Origin of the sequence: Ornithinibacillus halophilus (assembly GCF_900129485.1) — a bacterium.
Classification (GTDB): Bacteria; Bacillota; Bacilli; order Bacillales; family Amphibacillaceae; genus Ornithinibacillus; species Ornithinibacillus halophilus.
On the sequence record NZ_FQVW01000001.1, the window covers coordinates 170,769 to 189,225 of the forward strand.

The 18,457-nt window shown below is 35.0% G+C and carries 21 protein-coding genes; all 21 read left to right on the forward strand.

Annotated features, from left to right (window positions below; genetic code table 11):
* The first annotated feature begins 50 nt into the window (after positions 1 to 50).
* Entirely contained in the window at positions 51 to 521 is a 471-nt protein-coding gene (gene rimP, locus BUB12_RS00880) for a ribosome maturation factor RimP (protein ID WP_072887017.1), read from the forward strand.
* Between the two features lie 15 nt (positions 522 to 536).
* Positions 537 to 1,637, forward strand: a complete 1,101-nt coding sequence (nusA, locus tag BUB12_RS00885) for a transcription termination factor NusA (RefSeq protein WP_072887019.1) — start codon at positions 537 to 539, stop codon at positions 1,635 to 1,637.
* A 13-nt stretch (positions 1,638 to 1,650) separates the two neighbouring features.
* Entirely contained in the window at positions 1,651 to 1,929 is a 279-nt protein-coding gene (gene rnpM, locus BUB12_RS00890; protein WP_072887021.1) for an RNase P modulator RnpM, read from the forward strand.
* Positions 1,922 to 2,224, forward strand: coding sequence for a YlxQ family RNA-binding protein (locus BUB12_RS00895; protein WP_072887023.1), 303 nt, complete (start codon positions 1,922 to 1,924; stop codon positions 2,222 to 2,224). The genes rnpM and BUB12_RS00895 overlap by 8 nt, the downstream gene beginning before the upstream one ends.
* Before the next feature lie 20 nt (positions 2,225 to 2,244).
* A complete protein-coding gene (gene infB / locus BUB12_RS00900) occupies positions 2,245 to 4,365 on the forward strand; it encodes a translation initiation factor IF-2 (RefSeq protein ID WP_072887025.1) in 2,121 nt (706 codons plus the stop codon).
* Positions 4,362 to 4,640, forward strand: coding sequence for a DUF503 domain-containing protein (locus BUB12_RS00905; protein ID WP_072887027.1), 279 nt, complete (start codon positions 4,362 to 4,364; stop codon positions 4,638 to 4,640). Before infB ends, BUB12_RS00905 begins: the two co-directional genes overlap by 4 nt.
* Positions 4,641 to 4,719: 79 nt before the next feature.
* Positions 4,720 to 5,061, forward strand: coding sequence for a 30S ribosome-binding factor RbfA (rbfA, locus tag BUB12_RS00910; RefSeq protein ID WP_072887029.1), 342 nt, complete (start codon positions 4,720 to 4,722; stop codon positions 5,059 to 5,061).
* Between the two features lie 88 nt (positions 5,062 to 5,149).
* Complete coding sequence (truB, locus tag BUB12_RS00915; protein ID WP_072887030.1) at positions 5,150 to 6,043, forward strand: tRNA pseudouridine(55) synthase TruB; 894 nt, start codon at positions 5,150 to 5,152, stop codon at positions 6,041 to 6,043.
* A gap of 20 nt (positions 6,044 to 6,063) precedes the next feature.
* Positions 6,064 to 6,996 (forward strand): bifunctional riboflavin kinase/FAD synthetase, encoded by a 933-nt coding sequence (locus tag BUB12_RS00920; protein ID WP_072887032.1) that lies wholly within the window; start codon positions 6,064 to 6,066, stop codon positions 6,994 to 6,996.
* Between the two features lie 125 nt (positions 6,997 to 7,121).
* On the forward strand, positions 7,122 to 7,391 hold the full coding sequence (gene rpsO, locus BUB12_RS00925) for a 30S ribosomal protein S15 (RefSeq protein WP_072887033.1): 270 nt from the start codon (positions 7,122 to 7,124) through the stop codon (positions 7,389 to 7,391).
* A gap of 140 nt (positions 7,392 to 7,531) precedes the next feature.
* Positions 7,532 to 9,646, forward strand: a complete 2,115-nt coding sequence (gene pnp / locus BUB12_RS00930) for a polyribonucleotide nucleotidyltransferase (protein ID WP_072887035.1) — start codon at positions 7,532 to 7,534, stop codon at positions 9,644 to 9,646.
* Positions 9,647 to 9,754: 108 nt separating this feature from the next.
* Positions 9,755 to 10,705: a polysaccharide deacetylase family protein gene (locus BUB12_RS00935; RefSeq protein ID WP_072887037.1), complete on the forward strand. Its 951-nt coding sequence runs from the start codon at positions 9,755 to 9,757 to the stop codon at positions 10,703 to 10,705.
* 29 nt (positions 10,706 to 10,734) lie between these two features.
* On the forward strand, positions 10,735 to 11,952 hold the full coding sequence (locus tag BUB12_RS00940; RefSeq protein ID WP_072887039.1) for a M16 family metallopeptidase: 1,218 nt from the start codon (positions 10,735 to 10,737) through the stop codon (positions 11,950 to 11,952).
* 148 nt (positions 11,953 to 12,100) lie between these two features.
* Positions 12,101 to 12,331, forward strand: coding sequence for a YlmC/YmxH family sporulation protein (locus tag BUB12_RS00945; protein ID WP_200801001.1), 231 nt, complete (start codon positions 12,101 to 12,103; stop codon positions 12,329 to 12,331).
* Between the two features lie 186 nt (positions 12,332 to 12,517).
* Positions 12,518 to 13,399 (forward strand): dipicolinic acid synthetase subunit A, encoded by an 882-nt coding sequence (gene dpaA / locus BUB12_RS00950; RefSeq protein WP_072887043.1) that lies wholly within the window; start codon positions 12,518 to 12,520, stop codon positions 13,397 to 13,399.
* Positions 13,400 to 13,402: 3 nt separating this feature from the next.
* On the forward strand, positions 13,403 to 13,993 hold the full coding sequence (gene dpaB, locus BUB12_RS00955) for a dipicolinate synthase subunit B (protein ID WP_072887045.1): 591 nt from the start codon (positions 13,403 to 13,405) through the stop codon (positions 13,991 to 13,993).
* A gap of 105 nt (positions 13,994 to 14,098) precedes the next feature.
* Positions 14,099 to 15,148: an aspartate-semialdehyde dehydrogenase gene (gene asd, locus BUB12_RS00960; protein WP_072887047.1), complete on the forward strand. Its 1,050-nt coding sequence runs from the start codon at positions 14,099 to 14,101 to the stop codon at positions 15,146 to 15,148.
* A gap of 36 nt (positions 15,149 to 15,184) precedes the next feature.
* Complete coding sequence (gene dapG, locus BUB12_RS00965) at positions 15,185 to 16,441, forward strand: aspartate kinase (protein WP_072887049.1); 1,257 nt, start codon at positions 15,185 to 15,187, stop codon at positions 16,439 to 16,441.
* 7 nt (positions 16,442 to 16,448) lie between these two features.
* Positions 16,449 to 17,315 (forward strand): 4-hydroxy-tetrahydrodipicolinate synthase, encoded by an 867-nt coding sequence (gene dapA, locus BUB12_RS00970; protein WP_072887051.1) that lies wholly within the window; start codon positions 16,449 to 16,451, stop codon positions 17,313 to 17,315.
* Positions 17,316 to 17,499: 184 nt separating this feature from the next.
* Positions 17,500 to 18,237 (forward strand): ClpP family protease, encoded by a 738-nt coding sequence (locus tag BUB12_RS00975; RefSeq protein ID WP_072887053.1) that lies wholly within the window; start codon positions 17,500 to 17,502, stop codon positions 18,235 to 18,237.
* Positions 18,234 to 18,440 (forward strand): YlzJ-like family protein, encoded by a 207-nt coding sequence (locus tag BUB12_RS00980; RefSeq protein WP_072887055.1) that lies wholly within the window; start codon positions 18,234 to 18,236, stop codon positions 18,438 to 18,440. Before BUB12_RS00975 ends, BUB12_RS00980 begins: the two co-directional genes overlap by 4 nt.
* The last annotated feature ends 17 nt before the right edge of the window (positions 18,441 to 18,457 follow it).

Consider the following 18,457-nt stretch of genomic DNA (forward strand, 5'->3'; position numbering starts at 1 on the left):
AAGGGCGGTAATGAAATCCTGTTCTATTTACCTAGTAAAGGAGGATCATCTTGAGTTCTAGCGTAGTAAAGACAACAGAAGAATTAGTGAAACCAATTGTTGAAGAAAAGAATTTGGAATTAGTAGATGTAGAATATGTTAAAGAAGGTAAAAATTGGTTTTTGCGTGTATACATTGATAAAGATGGTGGAGTAGATATAAGTGAATGTGGTGAGGTATCTGAATTACTAAGCAGCAAGTTAGATGAGACGGACCCTATAAAAGACCCATATTTTCTAGAAGTATCCTCACCAGGTGTGGAACGGCCATTAAAATCAAAATCAGATTTTGCTAGTAACATTAATAAGAATGTCTATGTAAAACTATATGAACCAATTAATGGCGATAAAGAATATCAGGGAACATTATTAAAATTTACGAATGATATTGCCACCATTGAATACAAAGTAAAAACTCAAAAGAAACAAGTGGACATTCCATTTGATAAAATTGCTAAAGCGAGATTGGCAGTTGTATTATAAAGGGGGAAAAGAAAAGTGAGCAGTCAATTGTTTGAAGCAATCGAACATTTGGGTAAAGAAAAAGGAATTGAAAAAGAAGTATTACTAGAAGCATTAGAAGCAGCATTAATTTCTGCTTACAAGAAGAATTTTAAATCAGCTACAAATGTTCGCGTAGATTTAGATGAAGAATCAGGAACAATGCGTGTCTTCTCTAGAAAAACAGTTGTTGAAATTGTGGAAGATAGTCAACAGGAACTTTCTATGGAAGAAGCTAAAAAAATTGATCCCAACTATGAGTTAGAAGATGTTATTGAAGTTGAAGTAACTCCAAAAGACTTTGGAAGAATTGCTGCACAAGCTGCAAAACAGGTAGTAACACAACGAGTGAGAGAAGCAGAGCGTGGCGTGATTTTTAGTGAGTATGCAGACCGTGAAGAGGATGTAATGACAGGAATTATTCAACGGAAAGATTCTCGGTTTGTTTATGTGAATTTAGGAAAAATTGAAGCTAAGCTATCTGAACAAGAGCAAATGCCTTCAGAACAATACAACATACATGATCGAATTAAAGTATACGTAACAAAAGTAGAAAATACGAGCAAAGGCCCACAAATCTATATTTCTAGATCACATCCTGGCTTATTAAAACGATTATTTGAAATGGAAGTACCTGAAATTTATGAAGGGATCGTTGAAATTAAATCCGTTGCTAGAGAAGCAGGCGATCGATCCAAAATCTCTGTTTATGCACCGGACCCTGAAATTGATCCTGTTGGTTCTTGTGTCGGTCAAAAAGGGCAACGTGTGCAAGCTATTGTTAATGAGCTTAAAGGGGAAAAAATTGATATTGTTGAATGGTCTGAAGACCCAATAGTTTATGTATCTAATGCGTTAAGTCCATCGAAAGTAGTAGATGTTTTAGTGGATGAAGAAGAGAAGGCAACTACAGTGATCGTACCTGATTATCAATTATCTTTAGCGATTGGTAAACGCGGGCAGAATGCAAGACTTGCAGCCAAATTAACTGGATGGAAAATCGACATTAAGAGTGAATCCGAAGCATTGGAACAAGGGCTTATAACCGTGAAAACAGATGATGTAAGTTCTGATGTTGAAGAAGATCTATTCGATTAAGGAGGTTTTCCTTATGGTACAAAAGCGAAAAGTTCCAGAAAGAAAATGTGTCGTAACAAATGAAATGAAACCTAAGAAAGAATTGATACGTGTCGTTAGAAACAAAGAAGGTGAAGTCTTTGTTGATCCTACTGGGAAGAAGAATGGTAGAGGTGCATATCTAACTAAAGATTTAGAGGTCATTGAAAAAGCAGAAAAAACAGGAGTCCTAGCTCGCCAGTTAAATGCTGAGATAGATTCTTCGGTTTATGAAGAATTAAAACAAGTCGTTACAGGTGCAAAAAATGAGTAAGGGTAACTATTTGAATTTATTAGGCTTAGCATACCGTGCTAGAAAATGTTCATTAGGGGAAGAAACAATTGTTAAAGATATTCAGAAGAAGCGTGCAAAGGTAGTTTTAATAGCTAATGATATTGGACCCCAAACACATAAGAAGCTAACGGATAAATGCAAGTCATATAATGTACCATTTTTTATTGTCGATGATAGAGAAACGTTATCAAATGCAATTGGGAAAATGGATCGAGTAGCGGTTGCAATTTTAGATGCAGGATTTGCTAATAAAATGAAGTCGTTACTTATGTAAATATTTTCGGGGGTGAACGTATGAGTAAAATGCGTGTATATGAATATGCAAAACAAAATAATGTAACAAGTAAAGATGTAATCAATTATTTGAAAGAGTTAAATGTAGAAGTTACAAATCATATGTCAACTATTTCAGGTGACACGGTTAATAAGTTAAACTCTAAATTTAATTCAAACAATAAGAATGAAGAAAAGCCGAACAATAAAAAGCAAACTAACAATAAAGGTCAACAAAATCGTCCTAATAGCAATAAACAAAAAGGAAATAATCCACAACAGAAGAAACAACAAAACCATGGAAAAAATAATCAAGGTAAGAACAAAAAGCAACATAATAAAGGAAATCAAAGGCAAGAACAGCCCAAAAATCAACCTAAAGTAGAAACACCTAAAGAAATTAAGTATAGTGGTACGTTAACAGTAAGTGATTTAGCAGAAAAGCTTCGCAAAGATGCATCTGAAATTATTAAAAAGTTAATGTTCCTTGGTGTAATGGCTACTAAGAACCAAGATTTAGATGATGATGCTATTGAATTAATTTGTGATGAGTTTGGTGTTAAGGTTGAGAAAGAAATTATTTTAGACGATACGGATTTAGATAAATATATCGTAGAAGATAAGGAAGAAGAGTTACAAGAACGTCCAGCTGTTGTTACTATTATGGGACACGTTGACCATGGTAAGACTACTTTACTAGATGCAATTCGCCATACAAAAGTAACAGAAGGTGAAGCTGGCGGGATCACTCAACATATCGGTGCGTATCAAGTAACGAGTAATGATAAGAAAATTACATTCTTGGATACACCTGGTCACGCAGCCTTCACAAGCATGCGTTCACGTGGTGCACAAATTACTGATATTGCAATCTTAGTCGTTGCAGCGGATGATGGTGTTATGCCACAGACAGTTGAAGCAATCAACCATGCAAAAGCAGCAGAAGTACCTATTATCGTTGCAGTGAACAAAGTTGACAAAGAAGGAGCAAATCCTGATCGTGTCATGCAAGAATTAACAGAATATGAATTAATACCTGAAGATTGGGGTGGAGATACTATCTTTGTACAGTTATCTGCTCTTAAAAACGAAGGTATTGAAGATTTATTAGAGATGATTTTACTTGTTTCAGAAGTTGAAGAACTAAAAGCAAACCAACATAATAATGCATTTGGTACAGTAATTGAAGCTGAATTGGATAAAGGACGTGGCTCCGTTGCTACATTATTAGTACAAAACGGTACATTGCATGTAGGAGATTCCCTAGTTGTTGGTAATACGTTCGGACGTGTTCGTGCTATGGTGAATGATTTAGGTCAGCGTGTGAAAGAAGCAGGACCTTCTACACCTGTTGAGATCACAGGATTACAAGATGTACCACAAGCAGGGGACCAATTCCTAGTCTTTAAAGATGAGAAAAAAGCAAGACAAATTGGTGAGGCTCGTCAGCAAAAACATATTCAAGAAAACCGTTCTGAACAAACTAAAGTTAGCCTTGATGATTTATTTGAACAAATTAAGCAGGGTCAAATGAAAGAAATTAATATTATCTTAAAAGCTGATGTTCAAGGTACTGTTGAGGCACTGGCTTCCTCATTACAAAAAATTGATGTTGAAGGCGTTAAAGTTAAAATTATTCATACTGGCGCTGGTGCGATAACAGAATCAGATATTATTCTTGCTGCTGCATCAAATGCTATAGTAATTGGATTTAACGTACGTCCAGACGCTAATGCGAAAAAAGCTGCTGAAACTGAAAATGTAGATGTTCGCTTACACCGTATTATTTATAAAGCGATTGAAGAAATTGAAGCAGCTATGAAAGGGATGCTTGATCCTGAATTTGAGGAAAAAGTAATCGGTCAGGCAGAAGTAAGGGAAACATTTAAGGTTTCTCGAATTGGTACAATTGCTGGAAGCTATGTAACAGAAGGAAAAATCAGTCGTGATGCCGGAATTCGTTTAATAAGAGATGGTGTCGTTCTTTTTGAAGGTGAGATCGATGCGTTGAAACGTTTCAAGGATGACGTTAGAGAAGTTGCGACAAACTACGAATGTGGTATTACGATTAAAAACTTCAATGATATTAAAGAGGGAGATATTATTGAAGCTTACGTAATGGAAGAAATCGAAAGAAAATGATCTACTACGCAGAAGTAGAATGTATCATGTATGATGGACATTCACTGAAGCAAAAACGTTCCATCCTAAAACGTATCATCGCAAAACTGCGAAAAGATTTTAATGTTGCAGTTACTGAATTAGATTACCATGATCTTTGGCAACGAACAAAATTAGGTATTGTTACTGTTTCAAATGATAAGAAACATTGTGAGCAAGTAATGCAAGAAATCATGAATGTAATTGATAATTATTCAGAGCTAGAACGTACTGTTACTAATATTGAAAGAATATAACAGAATCGTTCCTTTATGACTTTTACAATGGATGTACTTCTGAAAGATACGAATGTCTTTCTCATAATGAGGTGATTAAATGAGCAATTTACGTGCAAATCGTGTTGCCGAGCAAATGAAGAAGGAACTTGGGGAAATCTTAACAAGAAAAATTAAAGACCCTAGAGTTGGATTTGTCACTGTTACTGATGTAGACGTTACGGGAGACTTACAACAAGCAACTATTTATATCTCTGTTTTAGGTGATGACAAGAAAAAGCAGGATACATTACTAGGACTTGCAAAGGCCAAAGGGTTTATTCGTTCAGAAATTGGTAATCGAATTCGACTTAGAAAGACACCTGAATTGACTTTTGAATTTGATGAGGCGCTGGAGTATGGTAATCGTATTGAGACGATCCTGAGGGATTTAAATAAATAATTGGATTGAAATCTGACTCTATTTATTAAATGGGTCAGATTTTTCCTTACATATACTACTTTTTACTATCATTGGAGGAAATATAGTAATGAACGGTATTTTACCATTATGGAAACCAAGAGGCATGACATCACATGATTGTGTGGTGAAAATCAGAAGGTTATATAAAACTAAAAAAGTTGGTCACACAGGCACATTAGACCCTGAAGTTGAAGGTGTGCTTCCGATATGTATTGGTCAAGCCACTAAAATAGTTCCATTTTTAACGGACACTAAAAAAACGTATATTGGCGAAGTGACACTTGGAAAAAGCACAACGACTGAAGATGACCAAGGTGAATCTGTTGAACTAAAACAAGTTGACAAAGTTTTCTCTAAACAAGAAATCGAAAATGTGTTAAAATCATTTGAAGGAACAATTACACAGATTCCACCAATGTATTCAGCAGTAAAAGTGAATGGAAAAAAACTTTATGAGTATGCCAGAAACAATGAAACAGTTGAGAGACCAAAAAGAGAAGTTACAATCTATGATTTAATGTTATTGTCTCTGGATAGTGAGCAACACCGTGTAAAACTTCAAGTAGTCTGTTCAAAAGGAACGTATATCCGTACGTTATGTGTAGATATTGGAAAAAAACTTGGGTTTCCTGCACATATGTCTGATTTAATTCGCACTCAGACTGGCTCGATTGAAAAAGAAGATACCTTTGACTTTAGAACGATCGAAAAAGCTGTAGAGAATGGTAAAGAAAAGGATTTACTGTTACCATTAGTAAGAGGAATTGATCATTTAGATATACTTTCCGTTGATGAAGCTACAAAAAATAGGGTTATTGTTGGACAAAAACTTGAAAGGCCCAACAAGGTTTTTACAACTGATCCCTTTGTTGTTATGTATGAACAACAATTATTAGCAATCTATCAAATACATCCAGAAAAACCGAATCAAATAAAACCTGTGCGTGTTTTTAACACGTAGTTTAAGAAGGTGACATAAAATTGAAAGTTATTGAATTAACTTATCCACATTCATTAGAACAATTACCAAAAACCGTAACAGCAATTGGTTTTTTTGATGGGATCCATAAAGGTCATCAAACCGTAATTAATAAAGCGGTTGATGTTGCGAGCGCTAACAATCTGGAAAGCGCCGTTATTACGTTTCACCCACACCCATCCGTCATATTAAGAAATAAAGAAGATGTCCAGTACATAACTCCGATGTCCATAAAGAAACGTATATTGGAACAACTAGGAGTCGACCGTTTATACATAGTAAAATTTAATAAAGAACTTGCTTCTTTAACACCACAATCATTTATTGATCATTTTATTGTAGGATTAAATATCCAACATGTTGTAGCAGGCTTTGATTTTTCTTTTGGGCATAAAGGAAAAGGGAACATGAATAATATCGGTGAATTTGCACGAGGGCGTTTTACTTATACTGTAATTGACAAAGTCGTTTTAGAAGATGAAAAAATAAGTTCTACTAGAATTCGAAATTTATTAGAGAATGGGGACGTACAAAAAGTTTCCCTTTTATTGGGTAGACCTTTTACAACCATTGGTACTGTTATCGAAGGGGATCAAAGGGGAAGAAAAATTGGATATCCTACTGCTAATATAGAAGTTAAGAGTGAAGCACTATTACCTAAACCAGGAATTTATGCTGTAAAGGTAATAGTAAATGGTAGACAATATAATGGTATGGCGAGTCTTGGAACGAACCCTACTTTTACAGTAGATAGAACAGACTTATCTTTAGAAATTAATATATTAGATTATAATCAGAACATTTATGGGCAAGAATTAAAAGTAGAATGGTATACATTTATTAGAGATGAAGTGAAATTCAATCAAGTTGACGAATTAATAAATAAGATATCTGAAGATGAAAAAGAAATAAGAGAATACTTCTCTAATTTTTAGTAATAAGACTTGCAATTTATGCTGAAAAGATGTAGTATTATCAAGGTAAACCATCGCTTGGCAAATCGTAACTCCGACGTTTGCTAGGGGATTGGGGATATATAATAATTTTAGGAGGTGGCCAAATGGCTATTACAAAAGAACGTAAAAATGAAATCATTAATGAGTATAAAGTTCATGAAAATGATACTGGATCTCCAGAAGTACAAATTGCTGTACTAACTGAAGAAATTACTACGCTAAACGAACATTTACGTGTTCACAAGAAAGATCACCATTCACGTCGTGGGTTATTAAAAATGGTTGGTAAACGTCGTCACTTACTTAACTATCTACGTAATAAAGATGTAACTCGTTACCGTGAACTTATTAAAAAACTTGGTCTTCGTAGATAATATCAAAAAAGCAGGAATTTTCCTGCTTTTTTTCATATTTTGAAGAAAAAGCTTTTATTATGTATACATAAAATTTACTTTCACACTGATAAACTATAAAATAAGATTACAATGAAATTTTGAAAGGAGTACTACTACTAATGGCAGAAGAAAAACAAATATTCTCCACTGAAATAGCAGGTAAACCATTTATTGTTGAAATTGGAGAATTAGCGAAGCAAGCAAACGGGGCATGTATGGTCCGTTATGGCGACACATCTGTATTATCTGTCGCTACTGCATCAAAAGAACCTAAAGATTTACCATTTTTCCCATTAACAGTCAATTATGAAGAACGATTATACGCAGTAGGGAAAATACCTGGAGGATTTATTAAACGAGAAGGGCGTCCAAGTGAAAAAGCTATCTTAGCCTCTCGTCTAATTGACCGTCCAATACGTCCATTATTCCCAGATGGATTCCGTAATGAAGTCCAAGTTATTAGCACTGTTATGAGTGTTGATCAAGACTGTTCAACAGAAATAGCAGCTATGATCGGTTCTTCCATTGCATTAAGTATTTCTGATATTCCTTTTGCAGAGCCGATTGCTGGAGTACATGTTGGCCGTGTCAATGGTGAATTTGTTGTAAACCCAACAATTGAGCAAGAAGAACAAAGTGATATTGAACTTACTGTAGCAGGAACTAAAGATGCGATTAACATGGTTGAGGCTGGTGCTGATGAAGTAGCAGAACAAGATATGTTAGAAGCAATTATGTTTGGCCACAACGAAATTAAACGATTAGTTGAATTTCAAGAAGAGATTGTTAAAGCTGCTGGTCAGCCAAAATCGAAAGTGAAATTATTTGAGTTAGATGAAGAATTACTAACTAAAGTTGAAGCAGATGCAAAAGACAAATTAATTGCAGCTATTCAAGTGAAAGAAAAGCATGCAAGAGAAGATGCAATCAGCAAAGTAAAAGAAGAAGTTGTAGCTGCATACGATGAAGAAGAAGCAGAAGTTGTGAATCAAGTAAAATCAATTCTTGATAAGATGGTTAAGGAAGAAGTACGTCGTTTAATTACAAAAGAAAAAATTCGACCAGACGGAAGAAAAAATGACGAGATTCGTCCATTATCTTCACGCATCAGTGTATTACCAAGAACACATGGTTCTGGATTGTTTACACGTGGACAAACGCAAGCCTTAAGTGTATGTACACTAGGAGCTCTTGGAGATGTCCAAATTTTAGATGGTTTAGATTTAGAGGAATCTAAACGCTTTATGCATCATTATAATTTCCCACAATATAGTGTTGGTGAAACTGGCCCAATTAGAGGTCCAGGTCGTCGTGAGATTGGACATGGTGCACTTGGGGAACGTGCTTTAGAAAAAGTAGTTCCATCTGAAAAAGATTTTCCTTACACAATTCGTCTTGTGTCTGAAGTATTAGAATCAAATGGTTCTACTTCCCAAGCAAGTATTTGTGCTAGTACTTTAGCTATGATGGATGCTGGTGTACCAATTAAAGCACCGGTGGCTGGTATAGCAATGGGACTAGTAAAATCTGGTGAGGATTATACAATCTTAACTGATATACAAGGTATGGAAGATGCTTTAGGTGATATGGACTTTAAAGTTGCTGGTACAGAAAAAGGTGTAACGGCACTTCAAATGGATATTAAAATAGACGGATTGTCACGTGAAATCCTTGAAGAAGCTCTGAACCAAGCTAAAAAAGGTCGTATGCAAATTCTAGATTCAATGTTAGCAACAATTAAAGCTCCAAAAGAAGAGCTATCTCAATATGCACCTAAGATTATGACGATGACAATCAACCCGGATAAAATTCGTGATGTTATTGGACCAAGTGGTAAACAGATTAATAAGATTATTGAAGAAACTGGAGTTAAAATAGATATTGAACAAGACGGAACAGTATTTATTTCATCGACAGATCCTTCGATGAATGACAAAGCAAAAGCGATTATAGAAGATTTAGTTCGGGAAGTTGAAGTTGGTCAAATGTACATGGGTACCGTAAAGCGTATTGAGAAATTCGGTGCATTTGTTGAACTATTTAAAGGAAAAGATGGATTAGTTCACATTTCTGAACTAGCTGAGGAAAGAACGAATAAAGTAGAAGATGTTGTTAAGATTGGCGATAAAATTATGGTTAAGGTTAAAGAAATCGATAACCAAGGCCGTGTAAATCTTTCACGCAAAGCTGTTCTTAAAGAGCAGAAGGAAAAAGCCGAAAAAATGAATTCTTAGTACAGAGAAGAAGCTGGAAACCCAGTTTCTTTTTTATTTGCCAAAAAAATGATTCAACATATCTTGTCCTTCTAATACATATACATGCTTTAGAAGGAGGGAAATTATATGTCTCGATACAAAAATTTTATCAATCTAATCGTATTTGCTTTTATCGTATTACTAACGTATAACCCAAGCTACAATGTATTTACGACTAATGACGTTGAATCATTAAAATCAGTAAGTGTTATGAATATCAATGATTCATTATATAAAGAGATTGAAACAAAAAAGTCAAAGTATGAAGTAGAGCCTCAAGATGCTTTTATAGATGAAGTATGGCATAAAACTCCGGGACTAAATGGATTACAAGTAGATATAGAGAAATCCTATAACAAGATGAAAAAACAAGGGGAATTTAGTGAATCACTTTTAGTATATAAACAAGTACCACCTAAAGTCAGTTTGGAAGACCTCCCAGCTTCACCTATTTATCGAGGCCATCCTGAAAAGAAAATGGTTTCATTTTTAATCAATGTGTCATGGGGTGGGGAATTTATACCTGATATATTAACTATATTAAAAAAGAACAACGTAAAAGCTACGTTTTTTATTGAAGGGAAATGGGCAAAGGAAAATGCAAACTATGTGAAAATGATAAACGAACAGGGGCATACTATTGGTAATCATGCATATAATCATCCAGATATGGCCCGTTTATCTAATACTGCAATATCTAAGCAGTTAACACAGACAAATGATGTTTTAGAAGCTATTACTGGTAAAAAAACAAAATGGTTTGCCCCTCCAAGTGGAAGTTTTTCAGATCAAGTAGTAAAAACAGCGAATCAATTAGATATGGAAACTATTTTGTGGACGGTTGATACGATTGATTGGAAGAATCCATCTGTAAGTGTTATGATGAACCGAGTAACAAGGAAAATTCATCCAGGAGCAACTATTCTAATGCATCCAACTTCTTCAATAGTTAATGGACTTCCAAACTTAATTGAGGAAATTAGAAACCAGGGTTATAAATTAGGGAGTATTGAACAATTACTGGATGAAAAACGTTAATCTGTAAGAATGATATAGGAGGCAGTACTTTGATACAAAAACATACTAGTAAAAATGGACTGAGGATCGTGCTAGAGAATATTCCAGCCGTTCGATCTGTTACTATTGGAATTTGGGTTTTAACTGGTTCTAGAAATGAGAATGAAGAAAATAATGGAATATCACACTTTTTGGAGCATATGTTCTTTAAAGGAACTAGTACTAGGTCTGCCATTGAAATCGCTGAAGCATTCGATTCCATCGGTGGTCAAGTCAATGCATTTACTTCAAAAGAATATACTTGCTATTATGCTAAAGTGTTAGACACCCATAAAGATTATGCTTTAGACATTTTAGCCGACATGTTTTTCAATTCTTCTTTTGATCCTAATGAAATGGAAAGAGAGAAGAAAGTTGTATATGAGGAAATAAAGATGTATGAAGATACACCTGATGATATTGTACATGATATTCTAGCAAGGGCATCATATGGGAATCATCCTTTAGGATATCCTATATTAGGGACAGAAGACCATCTAAAAACTTTTAAACCAGAGACATTAAGAACCTATATTGATTCCCGTTATACTCCAGAAAATGTTGTCGTTTCTGTTGCAGGTAACGTGGATGAATCATTTATTACGAAAGTAGAAAGCTATTTCGGTACATATTCTTCTAATAATCAAAGTACGAAGATAGATAAGCCAACATTTCTTGCTGATAGCATTGAAAGAAACAAAGACACAGAACAAGCCCACTTATGTATTGGCTATAATGGGCTACCAGTTGGAGATGAACAAATATATAGCCTCGTTATTTTGAATAATGTACTTGGTGGAAGCATGAGTTCACGATTATTCCAAGACGTACGAGAAAAACAAGGACTAGCATACTCTGTATTCTCTTATCACTCATCATTCTTAGACAATGGATTATTAACCATCTATGCTGGTACTGGTAAAGAACAATTAGATCAATTACAGCAAACAATTAATGATACAGTTGATAAATTCACTGATCAAGGACTATCAGATAAAGAATTGAAAAATAGTAAAGAACAACTAAAAGGAAATTTAATGTTGAGCTTGGAAAGTACAAATAGTCGCATGAGTCGTAACGGTAAAAACGAATTGTTATTAAAACGTCATCGTACACTTGATGAGATGATTCAAGAAATAGATGCAGTGAATCATCAATCGATTCAAGATGTAATGAATAGGACCTTTAACACAAAACCATCTACAGCTCTAATAGCGCCAAAACAATAGGAATTCATAAGCTAACAATTATTGAGTATAATCACCTCAAGAGTTGTTAGCTTCTTTAATCAGAAAAGTAAAATATAAGAGTTGAAAACATAGCTCTATTTTTTCTGCATATACATGTACTAGGTACGACATGGATGGAGGGAATAGTGTGAGGTATAAAGATATGAGTGGAAAGGAAATTGTTAACGTAAATAAAGGAGCTCGATTAGGTATTTTAGGTCAGACAGATTTAGAAATTGATGAAGTGACAGGTCAGATACACTCGTTTATTTTACCTAATTACAAATGGTTTGGTTTAGTAAAAGATGGAGCAGAAGCAAGAATTAGATGGAGTTCGATATCGAAAATTGGTGAAGATATGATCATGATTAATGATTAACTGAAAAACAGTACGTTGTGAAGGTTGGTATCAGTAGGGATACCAGCCTTTTTTTGTTTTTTTTATAACAAATATTCACTAAGTGCCTAGTTCCACATAAGCTATAAGAGAAATGCTGATGTATGTTACTTCTATTTAGAAGCTAAGTCATCATTGAATGAAGTTGTTTGGAGGGTGTTCACAACAATGAGTCAAAAAATTGCTGTAATAGGTGGAGATGCAAGATATTTAGAGTTAATACGGCAGTTAAAAGGAATCTCAACAACTGACATAATGCTAGTTGGCTATGATAAGCTCGAGCAAGGTTTTACGGGTTTAAAGCAAATGGACTTTTCAGAATTAGAACCCGAAAAATTGGATGTAGTAATTTTACCGATAACGGGTATGGACCATCAAGGAAAAGTCGAGACGGTCTTCTCTGACCAAACAGTTGTCATAACTAAAGAATGGTTTATGAAATTAAAAGAAGAAGTTGTTATTTTTACTGGAATAACTAATGAAACGTTAACCAATGTGACAGAAGAAACTAATAAGACGTTAATTCCCTTACTGAATCGCGATGATGTAGCAATTTATAATTCAATTCCTACTGCTGAAGGAACAATTATGATGGCTATTGAGCATACAGATTTCACAATTCACGGTTCACGTGTATTGGTTACTGGATTTGGTAGAGTGGGGATGACTGTTGCAAATAAATTTCAAGCACTTGGTGCAAAAGTTTCCGTTGCGGCAAGAAGTATTCGAGATTTAGCTAGAATAACAGAAATGGGATTTAAAGCTGTACCATTAGAAAAAATTGCTGATTACACAAGTGATTGTGATATGTTAATTAACACAATTCCAGCACCCATTATTAAAAAAGACTCCATACAACAGCTCCCATCTCATGCAATAATTATTGATTTAGCGTCAAAACCTGGTGGAACAGATTTTAAATATGCAAAACAAAGAGCAATAAAAGCCATTTTAGCACGCAGCCTACCGGGCATTGTTGCTCCAAAAACAGCAGGTAAAATATTGGCTGACGTTATTTCGCAAATCTTACAAGAGAGAAAGGAGTCCTAACGTATGAGTTTAGAGGGAAAAAGAATAGGTTTTGGATTTACTGGGTCACATTGTACGTATGACGACGTATTTCCACAATTACAAAAGTTGATGGATCTAGGTGCCGAGGTGGTACCGATTGTGTCTTACACTGTCAGGAATACAGACACAAAGTTTGGGAAAGCAGAAGATCATATAGAGAAAATTGAAGCAATCACAGGAAAAAGAGTCATTTCAACGATGCAAGAAGCAGAACCTCTAGGACCCAAATATCCTTTAGACTGTATGGTTCTTGCCCCATTAACTGGTAATTCTCTAAGCAAGCTTGCCAATGCATTAACAGACAGTCCGCCGCTTATGGCTGCAAAAGCTACAATGCGAAATCGGAATCCGGTAGTATTAGGTATTTCAACAAATGATGCCCTTGGCTTAAATGGGGTTAATTTAATGCGTTTAATGGCAAGTAAATTTATGTACTTTATTCCTTATGGCCAAGATGATCCTTATAAAAAGCCTAATTCTTTAGTTGCAAAAATGGATTTACTGCCTGATACTGTGGATTCAGCAATAAAAGGGGAACAACTTCAGCCCGTAATTGTTCCTCATACAGATTAAGTTATGGTAAAATATATTCTTAGTAGAAAGAAAATATAGTTTTTCTCAAATAATCTATAAAATTACTGCTAAGAATTGACAAAGGCTTGAAGGGAGAACATTACCATGGCTGAAAACAGAAAATACAATTTTGCCGTTGTTGGAGCAACAGGGGCAGTAGGTCAAAAAATTATACAGAAATTAGAAGAAAAGAATCTACCTATTGAATCACTTAAACTTCTTTCTTCAAAACGTTCTGCAGGAAAAAAAGTACACTTTAAAAATCAAGAGATAATAGTGGAAGAGGCAACAGATGATAGTTTTAAAGATATAGATATTGCTTTATTCTCAGCTGGTGGAGGAGTATCAAAACGATTTGCTCCGTCAGCTGTTAAGCATGGCGCAGTTGTAATTGACAATACAAGTGCTTATCGTATGGATGAAAATGTACCTCTAGTTGTGCCTGAAGTAAATGAAGAAGATATTAAAAATCATAAAGGTATAATTGCCAACCCGAACTGTTCTACGATTCAAATGGTTGCTGCTTTAAAGCCAATTCAGGAAGCTTTCGGATTGTCTAGAGTTATTGTATCAACATATCAAGCAGTATCAGGTGCAGGGAATCAGGCAGTGGAGGAATTAGAAAAACAATCAGAACAATACCTTAATAAGCAAGAGTTGAACGCTGAGATTCTTCCTGTAAAAGGGGATAAAAATCATTACCCAATTGCTTTTAATGCACTACCACAAATCGATATGTTCCAAGAAAATGGGTATACGTTTGAAGAAATGAAAATGATTAATGAAACGAAAAAAATAATGCATGCACCAGAACTATCAGTTGCAGCAACTTGTGTAAGACTTCCTTTTTTCACTTCTCATGCTGAAAGTGTGTATGTTGAGGTGGAGAAGAGTAATGTGTCAGTAAAAGATGTGTGGGAAGTATTAGCTAGTGCTGAAGGTGTAAAGTTAGAAGACGATCCTTCTACACAAACCTACCCAACACCATTAAGTGCATCAAATAAAGATGAAGTTTTTGTTGGAAGAGTAAGAAAAGACCTTGATCAAGAAACTGGATTCCATATGTGGGTAGTATCTGATAATCTGCTTAAAGGTGCTGCGTGGAATACAGTACAAATAGCGGAGTCACTAATTAAAAATAATTGGCTAAAGTAAGAAGTACAACATGACTTTACGTAGAGGTGTAGAAATGTGCAGGTAATTGTTCAAAAATTTGGTGGAACTTCTGTACAAAGTGAAGAGAGTAGAAAACATGTTATTAAACACATTCGTCAAGCCTTAACAAAAGATAAAGATAGTAAAGTAGTTGTCGTTGTGTCTGCGTTAGGTAGGAAACCTAAACCCTATGCAACGGATTCACTTTTACAATTGGTAGATTATCCGACAAATTATAACTCAAAAAGAGAACTAGATTTACTAATGTCTTGTGGGGAGACAATAGCTTCAGTAGTCTTATCCAATGAATTAAAAAAACACAATATATCCTCAATGGCCTTAACCGGCGCTCAGGCAGGAATTGTGACAAATAACGAGTTTAATCATGCAAAGATAAACCATATAAATCAAGACCGTATATTCAAGGAATTTAAGGATTTTGATGTAATTGTTGTTGCTGGTTTTCAAGGACAAACAGAAGATGGCGAAATTACTACTATTGGTAGGGGTGGTAGTGATACTACCGCTACGGCTCTCGGAGTTGCTCTACAAGCAAAACGGGTAGAAATCTTTACAGACGTTAACGGTATAATGACTGCTGACCCAAGAGTTGTGAAGAATGCCAAACCGTTAAACGTGATCACCTATGATGAAATTTCTCATCTCGCCTATCATGGAGCAAAAGTAATTCATCCTAGAGCAGTAGAGTTTGCGATGCAAGCTAAAATCCCACTTCGTATTCGGTCTACCTATGAGGAAGATGGTGGAACGATAGTAACAAGTGGAAAATCATATCAACGTAAAAGACCTTTAAATGACCGAGTAGTTACTGGTATTGCACATCAGTCAGAGCTGACTCAAATTAGAATACAAACTAAAGAGGAAGCGTATCGTCTTCAATCTGAAGTATTCAAAGCTATGGCTGATGCAGGGATTTCGGTTGATTTCATCAACATATCATCAACCGAAGTTAATTATACAATTCCACAACATGTTACTACAAAAGCAGTTGAGATATTAAATGAACTGGGTTTTTACCCTGAAGTATTAAAAGAATGTGCGAAAGTTTCAGTTGTTGGTGCAGGAATGACCGGAATTCCTGGTGTAGCTTCTAAAATCGTTCAATCATTAACAGATGCAGATATTCAAATTTTACAATCAGCGGACAGTTTTACGACAATTTGGGTATTAATTTATGAAAAAGACCTGTTTAAAGCCGTTAATTCATTGCATGATGCATTCGAATTAAGTAAAGTTAACTATATTAAGCAGGATTTTGTAATAGAAAGGTGAAATTAAGATGAACTTCGGAAAAATTCTAACAGCAATGGTTACTCCTTTTGATAAAGAAGGGAACATTGATTTCGATGCAACAAAAAATTTAGTAAACCATCTAATCGCCAACGGAACGGAAGGATTAGTGATTGCCGGTACTACCGGTGAATCTCCGACTTTATCAACTGCAGAGAAAGTTAAATTATTTCAATATGTGGTAGACGTTGTTGATAAAAGAGTACCTGTAATTGCTGGTACAGGAAGTAATAGTACGGATGGATCAATTGATTTAACCAAGCAAGCAGAATCTGCTGGTGTTGATGCTATCATGCTTGTTGCTCCGTATTATAATAAGCCAAATCAACGTGGATTAATTGCACATTTTTCAGCGATAGCTAATGAAACGAAACTTCCAGTTATGTTATACAATATTCCGGGAAGATCTGTTGTAAAAATGACTGCTTCAACAATCATTGAGCTTAGTAAGATTGATAATATTGTTTCTGTAAAAGAAGCAAGTGCTGATTTAGATCAAGCTGCAGAAATTATAGAAAATACTTCAGAAGACTTTTCTGTTTATTCAGGAGACGACGGTTTAACATTACCGATGTTATCTATCGGAGGAGACGGGATTGTTTCTGTTGCCTCACACGTTATAGGTAATGAAATGCAGGAAATGATTAAAGCATATGAAGCCGGCAATAATAAAGATGCAGGTCGAATTCATCGTACGTTATTACCGAAAATGAATGCATTGTTTAGCGCTCCATCTCCTACACCTGTTAAAGCAGCTTTAAACATGCAAGGTGTTCCTGTTGGTGGAGTTCGCCTTCCACTGGTACCTTTAACAAGTGAAGAACAAGAAGATTTACAATTAATTTTAAGTAAATAAAACCTTATAGCTATAAACTTGTTCCGAACTATGAATTCAACATAGTTCGGAATTTTATTTACTGAGAGCTGAAATAGGAGAAAATGCAAACTTACGAAACCAACTATAACTAAATATGAAATGCATGCAATACCTCTTTTCGAACATACTAACTGTATGTATTAGTTATAAGGAGTGTTGCGTAATGAATAAAGATAGTGAAAAAAAAGATGACCAACAGCCTAATGAGGAACAATCAAACTCGTCTTCATTAGTTCAAAAAATACAGGCGTTAGGTCAAACCAATGTTCCACAAGCCCCCGACTCAAATATTCACGTTTTGTCGATAGTTGGACAAGTAGAGGGACATATACAATTACCACCACAGAATAAAACAACAAAGTATGAGCATTTACTGCCACAATTAGTAGCAATTGAACAAAACCCCAAAATTGAAGGTCTAGTGATTTTATTAAATACTGTAGGTGGAGATGTAGAAGCTGGTTTGGCATTATCAGAAATGATTTCATCTATCTCCAAACCAACCGTTTCCATCGTTTTAGGAGGAGGCCACTCAATTGGCGTACCTATAGCGGTTTCTGCTGATTATAGCTTTATCGTACCAACAGCAACAATGACGATTCACCCTGTCAGGTTAACAGGTTTAGTAATAGGAGTTCCACAAACATTTGAATATTTAGATAAAATGCAGGACAGAGTTATCAATTTTGTTGTTAACCATTCAAATATTAAAGAAGAAAAATTCAAGGATTTAATGTTTGCTAAAGGTAATTTAACTCGTGATATTGGGACCAACGTTGTAGGAACAGATGCTGTAGAGTATGGTTTAATTGATGCAGTTGGTGGTGTTAAAGAAGCCATGGAAAAGGTGAATGAATTAATTAATAATCAAAGAGGTAATCAACAGGAGGTTATACAATGATTTTGTATACTCCTTTATCTGAAAATGACGTCTTTCCTACTAATGAGACGGATTATACCAATAGACAATGTGTATCTTATAACGGGAAGTCGTGTTATGTTGAACAAACAGAAAATGGTGAGTATCGTATATTACAGTTGCTTTCTACTGATCCGAAAGACTTTTTAGACATGAGTTATACTCCTGGAAATATTATTAAATAACATAATAGAGACAAGTA